At 64.3% G+C, this 17,896-nt stretch carries 16 protein-coding genes and 1 pseudogene; 13 read left to right on the forward strand and 4 right to left on the reverse strand.

Features of this window, described 5'->3' with window-relative positions; translation table 11 throughout:
• Window position 1 precedes the first annotated feature (1 nt).
• Window positions 2–1,156 carry a hypothetical protein gene (locus HYG77_RS34010; protein WP_244461484.1) on the forward strand — a complete coding sequence of 385 codons (1,155 nt, stop codon included), beginning with the start codon at window positions 2–4 and terminating at the stop codon, window positions 1,154–1,156.
• 69 nt (window positions 1,157–1,225) lie between these two features.
• On the opposite strand, the gene HYG77_RS34015 is transcribed toward HYG77_RS34010, so the two are convergent.
• A complete protein-coding gene (locus tag HYG77_RS34015) occupies window positions 1,226–1,918 on the reverse strand; it encodes an alpha/beta hydrolase (RefSeq protein ID WP_208963995.1) in 693 nt (230 codons plus the stop codon).
• A 443-nt stretch (window positions 1,919–2,361) separates the two neighbouring features.
• On the opposite strand from HYG77_RS34015, the pseudogene HYG77_RS34020 reads away from it, so the two are divergent.
• Window positions 2,362–2,864, forward strand: a pseudogene (locus HYG77_RS34020) (integrase); the annotation flags it as partial.
• Between the two features lie 705 nt (window positions 2,865–3,569).
• Here HYG77_RS34020 and HYG77_RS34025 read toward each other — a convergent pair.
• From HYG77_RS34025 to HYG77_RS34035, 3 genes are read right to left on the reverse strand one after another with little or no spacing between them, the layout of a single operon-like run.
• Entirely contained in the window at window positions 3,570–4,994 is a 1,425-nt protein-coding gene (locus tag HYG77_RS34025) for an NAD(P)(+) transhydrogenase (Re/Si-specific) subunit beta (RefSeq protein ID WP_208963996.1), read from the reverse strand.
• Window positions 4,994–5,326: an NAD(P) transhydrogenase subunit alpha gene (locus HYG77_RS34030; RefSeq protein ID WP_109328582.1), complete on the reverse strand. Its 333-nt coding sequence runs from the start codon at window positions 5,324–5,326 to the stop codon at window positions 4,994–4,996. The genes HYG77_RS34025 and HYG77_RS34030 overlap by 1 nt, the downstream gene beginning before the upstream one ends.
• Window positions 5,327–6,448, reverse strand: a complete 1,122-nt coding sequence (locus HYG77_RS34035) for a Re/Si-specific NAD(P)(+) transhydrogenase subunit alpha (protein ID WP_208964269.1) — start codon at window positions 6,446–6,448, stop codon at window positions 5,327–5,329.
• A gap of 224 nt (window positions 6,449–6,672) precedes the next feature.
• On the opposite strand from HYG77_RS34035, the gene HYG77_RS34040 reads away from it, so the two are divergent.
• The 11 genes from HYG77_RS34040 (at window position 6,673) to HYG77_RS34090 (ending at window position 17,887) form a co-directional block, all read left to right on the forward strand.
• Window positions 6,673–7,854 (forward strand): NADH:flavin oxidoreductase/NADH oxidase, encoded by a 1,182-nt coding sequence (locus tag HYG77_RS34040; RefSeq protein ID WP_208963997.1) that lies wholly within the window; start codon window positions 6,673–6,675, stop codon window positions 7,852–7,854.
• Window positions 7,851–8,336, forward strand: a complete 486-nt coding sequence (locus tag HYG77_RS34045) for a nuclear transport factor 2 family protein (RefSeq protein ID WP_208963998.1) — start codon at window positions 7,851–7,853, stop codon at window positions 8,334–8,336. The genes HYG77_RS34040 and HYG77_RS34045 overlap by 4 nt, the downstream gene beginning before the upstream one ends.
• Before the next feature lie 186 nt (window positions 8,337–8,522).
• Window positions 8,523–9,161 carry a TetR/AcrR family transcriptional regulator gene (locus HYG77_RS34050; protein WP_280123335.1) on the forward strand — a complete coding sequence of 213 codons (639 nt, stop codon included), beginning with the start codon at window positions 8,523–8,525 and terminating at the stop codon, window positions 9,159–9,161.
• A 303-nt stretch (window positions 9,162–9,464) separates the two neighbouring features.
• Complete coding sequence (locus HYG77_RS34055; protein WP_208964000.1) at window positions 9,465–11,174, forward strand: AMP-binding protein; 1,710 nt, start codon at window positions 9,465–9,467, stop codon at window positions 11,172–11,174.
• The gene (locus HYG77_RS34060) at window positions 11,171–12,115 is read left to right on the forward strand and encodes a TIGR03620 family F420-dependent LLM class oxidoreductase (RefSeq protein WP_208964001.1); all 945 of its coding nucleotides are present in this window, start codon (window positions 11,171–11,173) and stop codon (window positions 12,113–12,115) included. Before HYG77_RS34055 ends, HYG77_RS34060 begins: the two co-directional genes overlap by 4 nt.
• A 103-nt stretch (window positions 12,116–12,218) precedes the next feature.
• A complete protein-coding gene (locus HYG77_RS34065; protein WP_208964002.1) occupies window positions 12,219–13,406 on the forward strand; it encodes a thiolase family protein in 1,188 nt (395 codons plus the stop codon).
• A gap of 32 nt (window positions 13,407–13,438) precedes the next feature.
• Window positions 13,439–14,194 carry an SDR family oxidoreductase gene (locus tag HYG77_RS34070; RefSeq protein WP_208964003.1) on the forward strand — a complete coding sequence of 252 codons (756 nt, stop codon included), beginning with the start codon at window positions 13,439–13,441 and terminating at the stop codon, window positions 14,192–14,194.
• 50 nt (window positions 14,195–14,244) lie between these two features.
• Window positions 14,245–15,021, forward strand: a complete 777-nt coding sequence (locus HYG77_RS34075; protein WP_208964004.1) for an enoyl-CoA hydratase/isomerase family protein — start codon at window positions 14,245–14,247, stop codon at window positions 15,019–15,021.
• A gap of 11 nt (window positions 15,022–15,032) precedes the next feature.
• The gene (locus HYG77_RS34080) at window positions 15,033–15,782 is read left to right on the forward strand and encodes an SDR family NAD(P)-dependent oxidoreductase (RefSeq protein ID WP_208964005.1); all 750 of its coding nucleotides are present in this window, start codon (window positions 15,033–15,035) and stop codon (window positions 15,780–15,782) included.
• A 114-nt stretch (window positions 15,783–15,896) separates the two neighbouring features.
• Window positions 15,897–16,676 carry an aspartate/glutamate racemase family protein gene (locus HYG77_RS34085; protein WP_208964006.1) on the forward strand — a complete coding sequence of 260 codons (780 nt, stop codon included), beginning with the start codon at window positions 15,897–15,899 and terminating at the stop codon, window positions 16,674–16,676.
• Between the two features lie 32 nt (window positions 16,677–16,708).
• Window positions 16,709–17,887 carry an acyl-CoA dehydrogenase family protein gene (locus HYG77_RS34090; RefSeq protein WP_208964007.1) on the forward strand — a complete coding sequence of 393 codons (1,179 nt, stop codon included), beginning with the start codon at window positions 16,709–16,711 and terminating at the stop codon, window positions 17,885–17,887.
• Window positions 17,888–17,896 lie beyond the last annotated feature (9 nt).

Genomic DNA, 17,896 nt, shown 5'->3' on the forward strand with positions numbered 1-17,896 from the left:
CATGGAAGACGAGCAAATGAGTGATCACCCTGGCCTAATTGTGGACGACAAATACTTCGCCGAGCAGTTCCCACTCTCCCCGCTCGATGACTTCCTCATCCACCAAACCCCCGACCCGGTCCGCGTCATGTGGACCGGCGACCCCCGCGCGTACGAGCGCTACTGGATGGTCTCGCACGACGCCACCGGCGATGTCGTGATCGCGACCGGCGGCAGCTTTTATCCCAATCTCGACCGCGCCGAGGCTTACGCGATCGTCAATGTCCGTGGGCGACACACCACAGTCCGCAGTTTTCGCCCAATTGGTGCCGATCGTGCGGATTTGCGGGTTGGGCCAATCGCTCCGGTGATCGTGCGCGGTCTGCGCGAGTGGCGTTACGTTCTCGAGCCCAATGAGTGGGGCATCAGTTACGATCTCACCTTTCGCGACACTACCCGGCAGATATTTCGTGAACCGCTGTCCAACTCAGCGGCGGGCACGCCGCCCGGCCGTCGCAACGACGTGACCACCGGGTTCGAAGGTTTCGGCGAGGTTTCCGGCTGGGTGGAGGTCGACGGTGAACGGTTCGACCTCGGACCCGGTTCTGCCGGGACGAGAGACAGGCACTGGGGGACTGGCCGCGGCGTCGGTGGTCCCGCCATGTCGCTTGGCGCGGGCCTGCACGTCGGCACCAACGGCAATGCCTTCGTCCCCTTCCCCGATTGGACGATCTGGGGCGACCGCCTCTATTACCCCCTAGGCGACGCCCGCAAAGGCTGCGCCAAGGTCCTCAAGCCCACCCGCCGGTTGCGCTTCGAGCCGGACAGCCAGATCTTCGCCGAGGGCGTAGTGGACTACCAGTTCGATACCGGCGAGAAGGCCCAACTGCACTACGAGAAGATCGGCCAGCAAAGCGCCTTTCTGAGGTGTGGCATGTACGGCGGGACTCCCGGCGGCGATATCCATCAAGGCGGCTATGACGGCCCGGATAGGACTGAGGGTGAAACCTTCGACGTCACCCGGCCAGAGACCCGCATCGGCATTCGCGGGCTCGATGAGCACCTCTGCCGTGTCACCCGCGACGACGGTACCAGTGTGCTCGGCTTTTATCAGACCATCGATCCGGTCGCCTACGAGGCGTGCGTGTCCGAGCGGAATGGCTGGGACTTCCTTTGAGACACAGCTGATCCCGTAGCAAAAGGGCCGGGTCGGAAGGAATTCCGGCCCGGCCCTTTTTGCATGGGATCAGGTTGCCGCTGCGGCAATCGCCTCGGCGATCTCGACCGGCTTGGTGAACATCGGTCCGTGCCCCGCGTCCACCTTCACGACAGTGTCGACATGGCTTGCGAACTCCTGCTGCAAGGCGACAGAAAATTGCCTGTCCTGCAGCGTGATCACGTACGTGGCGGGGTGTTGCTGCCAGCCCAGTCCAGTGGCAGCCTCACCGAGCGTGCCGAGAGCGTGTGGGCCCATTTTGTCCAGTATGGGGCCGACTTGCTCGTCTGTGGCGTCGTTGAACATGGACTCCCGTGCTGCCTCCCGCTTGAGCGTGGCGGTCCCGTCCTCCCGCGGCTCGAGCGCTGCCCCGAGGTCACCCTGAGGCTCCGGGTCGCGGCCTATGAGGTCTCCTACCGCTTCGCCCGCCTGCGGCAGTGCCGCACAGACGTAGACGAGGTGTGCCACGCCGTCGTTGTCCGCAGAAGCAAGAGTAATCACAGCACCACCGTACGAATGACCGACCAAGACGGCCGGCTCATCGAGAACCTTCAGCGCGTCACGAACTACCTCGGCATCTCGCTCTAGCGTTCCATCCGCACGCTGGCTCGGTAGTTCCACCGTACTTGTCCTTATGCCGCGCCGTTTCAGTTCGGCGATCACTTTGTCCCACACCCATGATCCGGTGAAGGCACCGTGCACGAGAAGCACGGGCTTGGCCATACGATTCACCTCAGTCCGCTTACGCCGGGGAGTCGCATCGACGCCCGGCAGGTGGCTACTTCGTGAGCGAGGCATTCGTTCGCCCCGACACGTCAAACCCCGCAGGACGATCTCGTGCGCCTAGTGAGAGGCACCCGAGCACGTCGACGCGGTCGAGAATTATTCGAGAATTCGAATTTCAACTCGATGTCTCGAATACGATTTAAGCTGCGCAGGACGTATTCGTCAACCCCACGAGTTGACCCGCTCCCAATGCCCCGAGAGGAAAAACAGACTGCGCTTGGACTCGAGGTGGGCGAATCCGGCGGCGAAGAAGGCCGTGGGTCATGGCAGCGCTGATTCCCTACGAGCCCAAGCCCGGATTTCGCGTGACCGCACACCGGTCTCGTTGTCGCCACTACGGGCCTGTGCCAGTTGTGGATAGATAGAAGCCACGCGCCCACGAACGCCGCGATTCCACCTTGTCGTTGATGGGATTCGCCGGCGCATTCCGGCGCAGCGACCTCGTCGGCCTCACCTGTGGCAACGTCTCTCTGCACCGGTTGGACGGGGTCCATGTGCGGTGGTCGAAGACTGACCAGGAAGGTACCGATGCTGCGCGGGCGTTGCCGTTCACGCACCTCCCACGCCAGTTGTCCACCGTGCGCCCTATTTCCGGTGGGAACAGGTGATCGCCGCGTTCGACACCGTCGGCCGACCGGGTAGGTTCCGTTGCTGCGTACCGCACTGGTTTTCGAGTTGCATGTGCCGGGGCGCTCTGCCGCGGATTCGGGTGCGGGCACCGCTGTTCCGGTCGAGTGGGGTCGGAAGCGGCGGTGCATGCGGCGATCCGCCGCCGCGCCCACACAGCCGCGTACGACGCGAATGTCGTCGCCCAACTCGGCGGGCACTCATCGCGGGCGGATTCGTCACCAAGGCCTTCCGCAACAGCTCTGTCCCCGCGGTGGGGGAGGCAACGGTGCCGACGCGCACGACATCACAGCGCCAGGCCGGCACGGGCAATCCCACCCGGCGACCGTGGAGATATACGGGAGAACGCCCGCTGATCGGAACGCTGTCACCGAGATCGGGCCTCTGGGCGTGTACGTCGACCTTGTGATCACCGTGACTGGAGTGGGTGGGTAACAGTCCACAACCGGTGGTGCTTTCGTGATCGTCGGGTGGACGTTGGCCGACGCGTTCCAACCCTGGTCCTCGTTGCTGTGGCTGTTTGGCATCACGGCTGCTGTGACCGGTAGGTAGTTACTTCTCTTGTGGAACTCGATCTGGGTTTGCACATGGCGATCGGCTGGGCGAATCGGCGGATACTACCGCTCACGGACCTGACATTCCGTTGATGATCTCGGTGAGCCGATGTCTCTCAGTATCGGAAATAGGGGCCGAAGGAAGGGCTCCAGCATCGATTGAACACGATGGTAAACCGAGACCCGAGTGATGCCGAACTCGACGAAAATGTCCTCCTGCGACGGGCCGCCGTACGGCGCCCGGACTTAGGCGAATGCAAGCACCGCGTCATCCGTGTACTTCATCTGACTGCCTTTCTCTGTGAACCAGGTATCGCCGGGATGGTTAGGCGCGTGAATCTTTGATCGATGTCCGCCGTATCGGCTGCGGCAGGTGCACGGCCCGCTCTGCAGCTATCTCGAACGCTTTACAGGGCTTTGAGTTCCTCGGTGACGTCGGCGACGGATTTCTTCGCGTCGCCGAAGAGCATGGAGGTGGTGTCGGCGAAGAACAGCGGGTTGTCGATACCGGCGAACCCGGAGTTCATCGACCGCTTGAGCACGATCACCGACTTCGACTGATCCACATTCAGGATGGGCATCCCGTGGATCGGGCTGGACGGGTCGTTGCGGGCGGCCGGGTTGGTGACATCGTTCGCCCCGATCACCAGGGTGACATCGGTGCGAGCGAACTCGTCGTTGATGTCGTCCATTTCCTTCATCGCGTCGTACTCGACATCGGCCTCGGCGAGCAGCACGTTCATGTGCCCGGGCATCCGGCCGGCGACCGGGTGGATGGCGTACTTGACCTCGACGCCCTTCGACTCGAGGAGCTTGGCCATGTCCTTGACCGCGTGCTGGGCCTGCGCGACGGCCAACCCGTAGCCGGGGACCACGATCACCTGATTGGCGTAGGCCATCTGAATCGCCGCGTCCGCCGCCGAGGTCGACTTCGCCGTCTTCACCGTGCCGTCGTCGGCCACTGCGGCAGCCCCGCCGCCACCGAACCCGCCGGCCACGATCGCCGGGATGGACCGGTTCATCGCCTTCGCCATCAGGTTCGTCAGGATCGAACCCGACGCGCCGACGATCATGCCGGCCACGATCATCGCCTGATTGTTCAGGGCCAGACCCGCGGCGGCGGCGGACAGGCCGGTGAGCGCGTTGAGCAGCGAGATGACCACGGGCATGTCGGCGCCGCCGATCGGCAGCACCACCATCAACCCCAAGATCGCGGCGAGGACGAGGACTCCGACGATCCACCACCCGCTGGTGGGTCCGGTCGGGTCGATCGCCTTGATCCCGATGATCACCGCGAGCGCGACCGCGCCGATCAGCAACAGAGCGTTCAGCGGCTGCTGCAACCGGCCGATGCCGATCGGGCGGCCGGGCAGGGTTTCCTGGAGCTTGAGGAACGCGATCACCGATCCCCAGAAGGAGATCGATCCGATGATCGCCGCGAACAGCGAGGCGATCACGATGTGCACGGTCGGCGACTCACCGTGCTGAAAGGCGGTGAACCCGTCCGAGTCGAGGAATTCGGCGTAGGCGATCAGGGCGACGGTGCCGCCGCCGACCCCGTTGAACAACGCCACCAGCTGCGGCATCGCCGTCATCTTCGTCCGCAACGCCGGCGGCACACCGAGGACCACACCGATCACCAGACCGGCGACGATGAGCACCCAGTTGGAGGTGTCCCGGATCGCGATCAGGGTGGCGACCACGGCGACACCCATGCCGACCGCGGCGATCTGGTTACCGCGGACCGCGGTCTTCGGCCCGGTCAAACCCATCAGACCGTAGATGAACATCGAGAACGCCACGATGTACAACACGTTGACCACATATCCCATTACTTGTCCCCACCCTTCTCAGCGACAGCAGCGGCGGGAGAAGCGGGCTTGGACTTGAACATGCCCAGCATCCGGTCGGTGACCACGAAACCACCGACCACGTTGATCGTTCCGAACACCAACGCCACGAACAAGATCACCTGCAGACCCCACGGCGGATTGTCGACCTTGCCCAACACCACCAACGCACCCAACACCACGATGCCGTGGATCGCGTTCGTCCCCGACATCAGCGGGGTATGCAACGTGTTCGGGACCTTCGAGATCACCGCGAACCCCACGAACCCGGACAACACCAGGATCGCGATGTTCGCCAACAATTCGGTATACATCTAGGACACACCCTCCTCACGGGTGACGCAGGACGCGGCAAGGACTTCGTCCGAGAAATCGGGGGCCAACCGGCCTTCGACCAACATCAACTCGAGCAGCGCGGAGATGTTCTTCGAGTACAGCTCCGAGGCGTGCTCGGGCATCGACGCGGGCAGGTTCAGCGGCGAGCAGATCGTCACCCCGTGCTTGACCACGGTCTGACCGGGTTCGGTGAGCTCGCAGTTACCGCCGGTCTCTCCGGCCAGGTCGACCACCACGGAGCCGGGTTTCATGCCCTCCACCGCGGCGGCGGTCACCAACCGGGGGGCCGGACGTCCCGGCACCAGGGCGGTGGTGATGACGACGTCGAAGCCCTTGATCGCGTCCTCGAGCGCCTGCTGCTGCTGCGCGCGCTCAGCTTCGGTGAGTTCACGGGCGTACCCGCCTTCACCGGCGGCGTCGATCCCGAGATCGAGCCACTGCGCACCGACCGAGCGAACCTGATCGGCCACCTCCGGGCGCACGTCGTAGCCGGTGGCCCGGCCACCGAGCCGCTTCGCCGTCGCCAATGCCTGCAGGCCGGCGACACCGACACCGAGCACCAGCACGGTCGCGGGTTTGACGGTACCGGCCGCGGTGGTGAGCATCGGGAAGAACCGAGTCGACTCCGACGCCGCGAGCAGCACCGCCTTGTATCCGGCCACGTTCGCCTGCGAGGAGAGCGCGTCCATCACCTGGGCGCGGGAAATCCGCGGGATCGCCTCGACCGCGAACGCCTGCACCCCCGCCGACTTCAGCGCGGCGACCTGGTTGTCCTGATTGCGGGGGGCGAGGAACCCTATCAACGTCTGCCCGGCATGCAGCCGGCCCACTTCCTCGTCCGACGGCGGCGCGACCTTCACGATCACGTCCGCCGACCACGGATCGCCGATCTTCGCGCCCGCCCCGACGTACAATTCGTCCGGGATCAAGGCGCCCAATCCGGCACCCGACTCGACCACCACATCGACACCCTTACCCGTCAATGCGGCCACGATCTTCGGCACCAACGCTACCCGACGTTCGCCCTCGTTCGACTCACGAGGAACGCCAACCGTCGGGTGGGTTCTGGCCGTACCCTGCGTGTTTTCTGGCTCGGCAATCACGATCTCTCGGCTTCCTGCGCTGGTGGGTAGGCATCGCCTAAGTGGTGACGATGTCGCGTTGACGCGTCGGCTTCACGGATTCACCGTTGACCTTCCGGACGCTGTGGCATAGCTTACCAATAAATCAATCACCCGATCGATTAATCTGGGATGGAAGCGGCGTACCTGCGTGACAGGCCGTCCACCTGGCTGTTTGATGTGGAAGAGAGGAAGGACCCGAAATGCAAGGCACGCCTGATCGGCTCTTCGACCAGTGGACCCTTCGTGGCGTCACCTTCCGGAACCGGACCGTCGTTTCGCCGATGTGTCAGTACTCGGCCGACCAGGGTATCGCAAGTGATTACCATCTTGTCCATCTCGGCCGCTTCGCTCTCGGCGGCTTCGGTCTGGTGATGGTCGAGGCGACGGCGATCAGTCCTGAGGGGCGACTTACCTATGGTGACCTCGGTATATGGGATGACTCTCAGATTCCGTCGTTGCGCCGTGTCGTCGACTTCGCACACGCGTACGGCGCTCGGATCGGACTGCAGTTGGGCCATGCCGGGGCGAAGGCGGCAACCCTTCCCCCATGGGTTTCCGAGGACGAGCGCCCGGACGACAGCCGGTGGGACATCTATTCGGCAACGGAGAAACCGCACTCCGCGGGATGGCAACGACCCTCTGCGCTCACCGTTGCCGAACTCGACAAGCAGCTCGACGCCTGGACGTCGGCAGCCAAGCGCGCCGCCGAGTCCGGGTTCGACGTCCTCGAGATCCATGCGGCGCACGGTTACCTGCTGCACAGTTTTCTCTCGCCCCTGAGCAACACCCGAACGGACGAATACGGTGGGGATCTCGAAGGGCGCATGCGCTTTCCGCTACGCGTCGCTAAAGCTGTTCGTGAGGTGTGGCCGGACGAGCGCCCACTATTTGTGCGAATTTCTGTGATCGACGGCGATCACGGCGGCATCACCATCGAGGACTCGATCGAGCTTGCGCGGCAGTTGAAGGAGGTCGGAGTAGACCTGATCGACTGCTCCTCCGGAGGAATCGGCCCCTACTACAACGAGATCCGGCCCGGCTACCAGGTGCAACTCGCCGCGGAACTACGGCGGCGAGCGGAAGTTCCGACCCTTGCGGTCGGTCTCATCACCGATGCACTACAAGCCGACGACGTCATTCGAACCGCTGCCGCCGACCTGGTGGCATTCGGTCGCGAAGCCCTCATCAACCCATCCTGGCCGGTGACCGCACGAGAAGAACTGGCACAGTTCGGCGAAGGCGACCGATTCGATCTCCTGCCGGTGCAGAGCAAATCCTGGATCGGTAAACGCCGACGCCAGCTGGACCGCGTCACTGCCACCGACGCCGGCGCTCCGTCACGTGAACACGCGAACTCCACGGCCCCGAGGAGCAATTTATGACGGACTCGACGGAACTCTCACGCCGGATCGACGAGCTGCACAGTCGTGCCGCCATCATGGAACTCGGTGCCAAATATTGTCTGGGTATCGATCGCCGTGACCCCTCCGTTTTCCTGTCCATCTGGCACGAGGAAGCGGAGTATGTCGTGGGACGCAAGAACGGTCGGTTCAAGGGCCTGACAGAGTTGGCGAGCGCACTCGACTTCGTCGCGAAAAGCTATGTGAGCACCCATCACTGGACGACGAACCACATCATCGAGTTCGACTCGCCGGACCGTGCCCGAACGGTGAGCGACTCCTTCGCGATCTGCGTCACCGCAGAGGGTGACCCATGCCTGGTGGCCGCAACGTACGACGACGAGTGCGAACGCCGAGACGGGCAGTGGAAACTCCACGAGCGAGTGGTCAGCCGATGGTTCGTCTCCGAGCCGATGGATCTTGCTCTCATCACGCCTCCCCCCGTGCGGGTGGGGGGCAATTAGGAACTCACCCACATCACTGTCATCGAATCGAGGCTCAAAGGCACCGGCTGTTGCGTTGACCTTCGGCAATGGTGATCGGACGCCGTCGAAGCTGTCGCTAGACTGAGGAAATTCGGCGACCACATCGGGGATGCGCGTGAGGGTCGCTCACTTGCGGCGCAGCTGCCGGTCGGGCGCGGCCTGGACGTGAGAGGACGCGGACATGAGAAGAGGTTTGATTTGAGGACGGCGGGCTCTAGTCGTGACGAGACATGGAGACGAGTTCGATCGGCAGGTGTCGAGCTCCTCTTCGAGCATGGCTATGAGGCAATGAACACCCGTCAGCTCGCCGAGGCGGCCGAGTTGAAATCAGGGTCGCTCTACTACTACTTCCGAAGTAAGGAAGAGTTTCTCTACCGGCTACTTGTCGACCTTCTCGAGGAGATCGTCGCAGACCTCGAGCTGGGCCTGGGGGAGATCGACCCCGATGACGTCGAGTCCCGGCTCGAGACCTTCGTTCGGATTCTCGTCAAATGGCACATCGCGCGCCACAAGGAGACGTTCATCGCCTCCATCGAGACCCGGGCGCTGTCCCGGGCCCGTCACGAGTCCTACATCGAACTCCGGGACCGATTCGATTCGACACTGCACGAAATTCTCCGGGACGGCACCTTGCTGAACCGATTCGACATCGTCGACCTGGCCATCACCCGGAATTCGTTGCTCTCGATGATCACCGCTCTGTCGAGTTGGTACGACCCCCAGGGACCGTTGGGGCTCGAGGAAATCACCGCCGACTTCGTGCGACTGGCGCGCCGCATGGTGGGACTCCCTACTCCCACCTGACGGCACTTTCTCGGAAATGCGATGAACAGGCCGAACGCCGGGTTTCAGGTACGAAACCCGGCGTTCGGCGCGCGTGAAGCCGAGAAGGCGCCGGGCTGGCGTGCACATTTTCCCCGTCATCGTGGGAGACAGTTCAGCGTGTCACCGATGCGAGCGGTTCATGCGTCGGCGAGGTCTCGAGTTCCGGCAAGAGACGGAGCCAGCAGACCTTGACCGCAGCAGCACGGCGTCCTACAGTTATTAAATCAAGCGCCCGCTCGAATATTGGCGGAGTGCGCTGAAGATGCTTCGAGGAGGCAAAAAATGCGGATGCGGCAGCACAAGGGTGCGGTCTTCGAGTCATCACTGCGGCCGTTCAACGCGGACGACGTGGCTCGATTCGAGGCGGAGAACCTTTGGCGTGAGGAAACCTTCCTGGATGACTTCCTGGTCGCGGCCGGTAGGCATCCCGACAAGGCGGCCGTGGTCTCGTACAGCAAGGGGACCGTGCTTCCGAGCACCGTGACGTATGGACAGCTCGGCGCACTCGTCGATCGCTTCGCGGCGCAGCTTCTCGAACTCGGAGTGCAGCCGGCCGATGTCGTCACCATTCAGGTCCCTAACGGATGGGAGGGTGCGGCTCTGGCCTTGGCGACCATGCGCGTGGGCGCCGTGCCGAACCCGATCCCCATCATCTACCGCGAGCGTGAACTCCGGTTCATGCTCGCCCATGCCGGCACCAAGGTGCTGTTCGTGCCCGAGGAATTCCGCGGGTACGACTATGCGACCATGGCGCAGGGACTGAAAGCTGAAACTCCTACCCTGAAACATGTTTTCGTGCTCAACGCGTCACGGGAGACGCCCGGGTGTTCGTCCTTCGAGGAGACGTTCCTGGGATCGTCGGGTCAGATCGACGCCGACGTGTGCGAGGCACTGGATCGGCGACGTCCCGGTTCCGACGATATCGCGATGCTCGTATTCACCTCTGGTACCACGGGCACGCCCAAGGCCGCCATGCACACCTACAACACGGCGTGGTCGGGCTATCACCGCGTGGTCACCAGTGCTCTCGAACTCACCGGGGACGATGTCGCCTTCATGGCCTCCACGCTCGGCCATCTGACCGGCTTCATCCACGGCATGTTGGTTCCACTGTCGACCGGGCAGAAGATCGTCTACCAAGACGTGTGGGACGTCGAAGGATTGCTCGACGCGATCGCCGTGGAGGGCATCACCTGGACGCTGTCGGCGACCACCTTCGCGCTCGACATGATCGAGGCCCAGAAGCAGAGGCCTCGGACTCAGGAGACCTTCCGGGCGTTCGCCTGTGGAGGGGCCGCGATCCCCGCCTCGTTGGCGGAGTCCATGCACAAGCTGTTCGGGACCAGCCTGGTCTCGCTCTGGGGGTGCTCGGAGACCGGAATCGCCTCGATTCATCAACTCGGCGCCGATGTGCACACCCTCGGGGCGAGTGACGGCTTCCGGGTTCCCTGGCAGGACGTACGGATCGTCGACGAGCACGGGCAATCGGTGCTCACCGGTGCCACGGGAAGCCTGCAGGTCCGCGGCCCCAGCGTTTTCGCCGGTTACTTCAAGCAGCCTGAGCTGACTGCGGCGGCGTTCACCGCCGACGGGTGGTTCGACACCGGCGATCTCGGCCGGGTCACCCCCGACGGAGGCATCCGCATCGAAGGGCGAACGAAGGACATCATCATCCGGGGCGGCCAGAACATTTCCGCAGTGGAGATCGAGAACGCGCTGTTCACCCACGAGCACGTTCAGGAAGCCGCCGTCGTTGCTTACCCCGATGAACGACTCGGTGAGCGTGTGTGCGCCGTCGTCGTGCCCGCCGGTCCCGCGCCGACCCTCGACGATCTGGTCAAGCACCTGGAGAAGGTCGGAATGTCGAAGCAGTTCTGGCCGCAGAAACTGGTTGTCACCCAGTCCCTTCCACGCACCCCATCGGGCAAGATCAAGAAGTTCGTTCTGACCGATCAGCTCGCACAGGGCGGCACGGTAGGAGTCGGCGGATGAGCGAACCGCCCACTCGCGAGGAGAACGACCGGCAGCGCCGGCGGTTCGCGGGTGGGCTCGTCGGGATCTGGACCGCGACGCTGGACCCACTGCCGGTGCCGCGCGCACTCGAGGTTGCCCGCCAGATCGAAGAACAGGGCTTCACATCGCTGTGGCTACCGGGAGACGCCGGCCGCGACGCGCTCGTCGCTGCCTCGTCCTATCTGGCGGCCACCGAACGACTGACCATCGGAACCGGGGTCGCGAGCATCTACGCACGCGACGCCCGGTCGGTGGCAAGCGGACGCCGGGCGCTGTGGGAGTTGTACGGGGACCGCTACGTGCTCGGGCTGGGCGTGAGCCACCAATCGTTCGTGGCGCGCCGAGGCCAGAGTTTCGGCCCCCCGATCCCCGCGATGACGGCGTACTTGACCGAGATCGCGCACCAGCCCGAACGACAGCAAGTGCCCGACTCGGCGCTGACAATCCTCGGCGCCCTGGGCCCGAAGATGCTGCACCTCGCACGATCTGCGGCCGGCGGCGCACTCACCTACAACGCCACCGTCGATCACACCCGGCGCGCCCGGACCGCGCTCGGAGCGCATTCCTTCCTCGCCGTCACCCAGCCGGCCATCATGGCCGACAGCGAGAGTGAAGCGCGGAAGATCGCGCGCACCTACCTGCGGTTCTACCACGAGCTGCCCAATTATGTGCGGCACTTCAGACGCCTCGGTTTCACCGAAAGCGATCTCGAGGGAAATGGCAGTGACCGCCTGATCGACGAACTGTTTGCATGGGGGGCCGACGGAATCCGTTCCCGCGTCGCCGCGCAACTCGACGCCGGCGCCGACCACGTGGCGATCAATCTCCTCGCGGAAAATCGTGACAGCCCCCCACTCGAGGAGTGGCGGGAACTCCGCACCGCCGTCGACGAGTTCATCTCCCAAGAAGTATCCCGATGACCGCGGCAGCCACCACCAATCGCCCGGCATCGACTGAGCGCGAAGCCAACCCGTGCCGCCGTCACCGAACGCCAGCACCACCTACCACCTCTGTGAGGAACACATGCCAACTGCAGTGATCGTCGACATCGTCCGTACCGCATCGGGAAAGGGAAAGCCCGGAGGAGCGCTGTCGACAGTGCACCCCGTCAACCTCCTGGCCAGCACCATGCGGCAACTCCTCGCCCGCACCGGTGTGGATTCGAGTGTGATCGAGGACGTCATCATCGGATGCGTGGGGCAGGTGGGGGACCAGGGCGTCAATGTCGCCCGCTCGGCAGTACTCGCCGCCGACTTCGCCGAGTCGGTCCCGGCGACGACGATCGATCGGCAGTGCGGTTCCAGCCAGCAAGCGGTGCACTTCGCCGCCCAGGGTGTGCTCGCCGGCGCCTATGACGTCGTCATCGCCGGTGGCGTCGAGTCGATGAGCCGTGTCCCGATGTTCTCCGGAATGCACGGCGGCGACCCGCTCGCACCCTTGAGTGTCCGCTATCCCGACGGACTGGTGAACCAGGGCGTGAGCGCGGAACTCATCGCCGCGCGATGGAAGATGTCGCGCACCGAACTGGACGACTACGCGGCGCGGTCGCACGAACGGGCCGCCGCCCACGCGTCCTCCGGCGCCTTCGACACCGAAATCGTTCCCATCGACCTTGCGACGGACGACGGCACCACCGAGCACCTGCGCGATGAAACCGTGCGCGCATCCACCACCGCCGAAGGCCTCGCCGGGCTACGCCCGTCCTTCTTCGATGCCGCCCTCGAACAGCGGTTCCCGGAGATCAGCTGGTCGGTCACACCCGGCAATTCCTCGCCACTGACCGATGGTGCCTCCGCGGCACTGATCATGAGCGAGGAGCGGGCGCAGGCACTCGGTCTGACACCACGCGCCCGCTTCCACACCTTCGCCGTCACAGGATCGGATCCGCTGCTGATGCTGACCGGTGTGATCCCGGCGACCGAACTGGCACTCAAGCGCTCCGGTCTGAGCATCGACGACATCGATGCCTTCGAGGTCAACGAGGCTTTCGCACCCGTGCCCCTGGCCTGGCAGCGCGAGTTCGATGTGGATTCGGCCAAGCTCAACCCGCGAGGCGGAGCGATCGCGTTGGGCCACCCGCTGGGGGCATCCGGCACACGGCTGTTGGCCACCCTCGTCAACCACCTCGAGGCCACGGGAGGCCGCTACGGCCTGCAGACCATGTGCGAAGGCGGCGGAATGGCGAACGCCACCATCGTCGAGGTGCTGTGAACGGCGGGTCACCGCAGACTCGAGGAGAATGCATGAACACGAGAGTGCTGATCACCGGTGCCAGCTCCGGGCTGGGCGCCGGCATGGCGAAAGCGTTCGCTGCGCGCGGCTGTGATCTGGTTCTGACCGCTCGTCGCCTGGAACTGCTCGAGAAGGTCAAGGCCGAGATCGAGCAGCAGTCACCGGGCAGGCGCGTGCTGATGCACCAACTCGACGTCACCGACCACGACGCCGTTTTCGAGGTGTTCGCGAAGTCGGCCGCCGAGATGGGAGGACTCGACCGCATCGTCGTCAACGCCGGAATCGGCAAAGGCGGTCGCGTCGGTAGCGGGCGGTTCGCCGCCAACCGGGACACCGCCCTGACGAATTTCATTGCCGGCATCGCCCAGTGCGAAGCGGCGATGGAGCTGTTCTACCGTCAAGGCACCGGCCATCTGGTGGTGATGTCGTCGGTGACCGCTGGACGTGGCCTGCCCGGACCGATGAACGTGTACGCGGCCACGAAAGCCGCGCTCGCGCATTTGGCTGAGGGTATCCGCTCGGACGTCAAAGCCAAGCAGGTGCCCATCAAGGTGAGCACCATCCGGCCCGGGTACATCGAGTCGGAAATGCAGGACCGGACAGGAAAGCGGCACCCCCTGCTGGTCGAGGCCTCCGCCGGTGCGGCGTCCCTCGTCCGGGCCATCGAGCGCGAAGTAGAAGACGCCTGCGTGCCGTGGTGGCCCTGGACCTTCTTCGAGCTCGTGCTGCGGTTCGCCCCCGATTCGCTCGTCAAGCGCATTCTCTGAAAATCCCAGACAGACGGCCCTCACGAGCCCCATTCGAAGCAGGTGAAAACGTGATCGACCAATACGTGTCAGTGAAGAGATGCGGGGAGACCGCGGTCGTAACGATCGACAATCCCCCGGTCAATGCCTTGCACCCGGATGTCGCCGACGCGATCGCCCGCGCCGCCGGCGAGGTGGAGAAGGATCGTAGCTACCGGTCAATGATCCTCACCGGACTCGGCAAGTGTTTCGTCGCCGGCGGCGACATCCGGTACTTCACCAGCATCGACCGCGCCGGCGCGGCCCGGATGGCGCTGCGGGTACAGGCCATGCAGGAAAAACTGTTCTCCCTCCGAGTACCGGTGATCGCCGCGTTGAACGGTCACGCCCTCGGCGGGGGATTAGAGCTCATGCTCGCCTGTGACTTCGCGATCGCCGAGGAACACATCAAGATCGGCGTCACCGAGGTGCAGCTGGGGTTGATCCCAGGAGCAGGGGGCACTCAGATGCTTTTCAGCGCCCTCCCCTCCGGTACCGCGAAGCGGATGCTGTTCACCGGCGACAGAATCACCGCCGAGGAAGCACAGCGGACGGGTCTCGTGGATTCGGTCTGCCCCTCCGGAAGCGTCGTCGAGGCGGCCCTCGAGGTCGCCGAGCGGATCAACAAGGCCGGCCCGCTCGCCGTCGAGGCCGCGAAGCGCTCGGCCAATCACCGACTTCGTCACTCGCTCGACGAGGGACACCGACGTGAGGTGGACATCTTTTCCGCACTGTTCGACACCGACGATCACCGCGAGGGCATCACCGCGTTCCTCGAAGGACGAGCCCCCGAATATCAGGGCCGATGAAGGAGACCGTGATGAGTTCGTCCGATCGAGTCGCGCTGGTGTCCGGCGGCGGCGGCGGCATCGGGGCGGCCGTGTGCCACACCTTGGCCAGCGCCGGCGCGCACGTATGCGTGGTCGACATCGACCCCTCCGGCGCCGAGCGGGTGGCCAAGGAACTGGCGGCCGCAGGACTGAGCGCGTCCGCACACGCCGGTGACGTCTCCCGTCGCGATTACGTTGATGGTCTCGCTGCCGACGTCACCAAGCAGTTCGCCGCCCCCACGGTCCTGGTGAATCTGGCCGGGGCGGTGCGCAACGCCGTACTGTCGAAGATCACCGACGAGGACTTCGCTCTCGTTCTCGACACGCACCTGAAATCGACCCTGAACACCCTGCGCGCCTTCGCACCCGGGATGAAGGAGCGTGGATTCGGCCGCATCGTCAACACCAGTTCGATCGCCTCCCGCGGAACAGTGGCGGGCATCAGCTACAGCGCGGCGAAGGCCGGGATCGAAGGGCTCACGCGGTCGGCCGCCATCGAACTCGCCCGCCACGGAATCACGGTCAACTGTGTCTCACCCGGGGTCATCGCGACAGGGATGTTCCTGTCCACCCCAGCAGAGTTCCGTGAGGAACAAACCTCCAAGATTCCGATGGGCCGGGCCGGGACGACCGAAGAAATCGCCGCGTGCGTCGAGTTTCTGACCTCCCCCGGGGCGGGGTACATCACCGGGCAGACGCTGGTCGCCTGCGGCGGACTGTCGGTCGGAGCCCTGAAGTGAACGAAAACAACCGCATCCCAACCTAGTTTCGGCACAGCGCCCCCTCGACCCTTGTTTCCACGGCGTTTCCGTGTTTACACTAATCGAACGGTCGCTCGATAGAATGGTGAATCCATGAAGCTCTCAGTCGTACACATCAACTCCCAGCAGGGATCCGAGCCGTACACCAAGCTCGTCAACGAAGTTTTCGACAGGTACAAGCGGCCGGACACCGAAATCGTTCATAGATGGGCCAAGCTCAAGCGCGCCACCGACACCGTGTTCGGCTACCCGTATGCGCTCAACGCCGTCGACGTCGTCCACAACATCTCCGAGGCCGGCCGTGACGGTGTCGACGGCTGCATGGTGGCCTGCACCGGTGACCCGGGCGTCATCGAAGCGCGAGCCCTTGTCGACGTCCCCGTGGTGGGACCGTGGGAAGCCTCGCTGCACTTGGCCTCGATGTATGCCTACCGTTTCGGAGTCATCACGGTCGAAGACCGTGCCTGGGCCGAGGTGTGCCACAGTCTGGTCGCCAAGAGCGGACTGCTCGGCCGCTGCGCCGGCGTACAGCGCATCGACATCCCCTCCGCAGAAGCCTTCACGGACGGCTTCGTCAACCCGGAAAAGGTTGTGGCCGAGCTGGACAAGCAGGCCCGCAAACTCGTGGACCAGGGTGCCACGGCCATCGTCCTCGGCAGCGCGGGGTTGAGCACCATTGCCTCCGCGGCCGGTTACAACAAGGTGGAAGGCCTGGACGTGCCGGTGTTTGACTCACTGGTCGTCGGCCTCAAGACCCTCGAGATGCGCGTGGATCTCAGCAAGAGCGGACTTCTGCCCACGAGCCGCGCCGGCTACACCAAGCGATTTGCCGACAAGGACGCCGATCGTGTCCGCTCCCTCTTCGGTCTCTGACCTCTAACCCTTGTTTTGAAAGGACTTTCACTATGTCGACCAAGTCAGTGGCGCACTCGTTACTTACCGATGAAGAGCGCGCCTTCCAGGATGTCGTCCAGAAGTTCATGGACAAGCATGTGCGGCCGATCGTTGCGGACATGGAACGCGACGGGCGCCCGCCGGCGGAACTGTTGAAGAAGATGGGCGAGCAGGGGCTCCTCGGCTCGTTCGCGCCCGAGGAATACGGCGGTGGTGGCGGAAGCCTGATGACCCGCGCGATCGTGGCGGAGGAAACCGCCCGAGCCGACGCCGGCCTGGACGCCACACTCTTCGTCAACATGAGCCTGGTCGCCCGGCATCTGATCAAGCGGGGAACCGAGGCGCAGAAGCAGCGGTACCTGGTTCCCCTGATCGAGGGCACGGCGTCCGCATCGATCTGCCTGACCGAACCGCACGGTGGATCCGACGCTCTGAGCCCGAAGACCACCGCCCGCCGCGACGGCTCCGACTGGATCATCGACGGCTCGAAGACCTTCATCACCAACGCCCCGATCGCCGACCACTTCCTGGTCTTCGCCCGCACCAGCGGCGAGAACCGGCGCGCGCACGGCGGCACCTGCTTCATCGTCGACGCCGGAACTCCGGGACTGACGGTGGGAAGCCCGCTCAAGAAGATGTCGCTGCGCAGTTCCCCCACCGCGGAGGTCTTCTTCGACTCCGTGCGCGTATCCGACGACCAGATTCTCGGCGAGGCCGAGAAGGGCTTCTACTACATGCTCGAGGGCCTCGACCTCGAACGGGTCTTCGAGGGTGCATCCAACACCGGAATCGCGCAGGCCTGCCTCGACCTCGCCGTCTCGTACTCGAGCGAGCGGAAGGTGTTCGGCCAGGCCCTGTCGGAGTACCAGCTGACGCAGGACAAGATCGCCCGGATGGCCACCGGTGTCGAGATGAGCCGGGTCATGTTCTACCACCTGATCAGGGCCCTCGAACGCGGTGAAGAGGTCACCCGTGCCGCCTCGATCCTCAAGCTGTACAGCTCGGAGGCCGCTGTCGAGGCCTCCCGAGAGGTGGTGCAGGTTCTCGGTGGCTACGGCCTGATGGAGGAGTACCCGGCGGCGCGACTCTACCGGGATGCCAAGCACCACGAGATCGGTGCCGGCACCAGTGAGATCCAAAAAATCATCATCGCCCGCGAAACCTACAAAGACGCGGCCAAGTCCCGCTGACCGGAGGAA

Origin of the sequence: Rhodococcus sp. ZPP, from assembly GCF_017656075.1 — a bacterium.
Taxonomy (GTDB): domain Bacteria; phylum Actinomycetota; class Actinomycetes; order Mycobacteriales; family Mycobacteriaceae; genus Rhodococcus_F; species Rhodococcus_F oxybenzonivorans.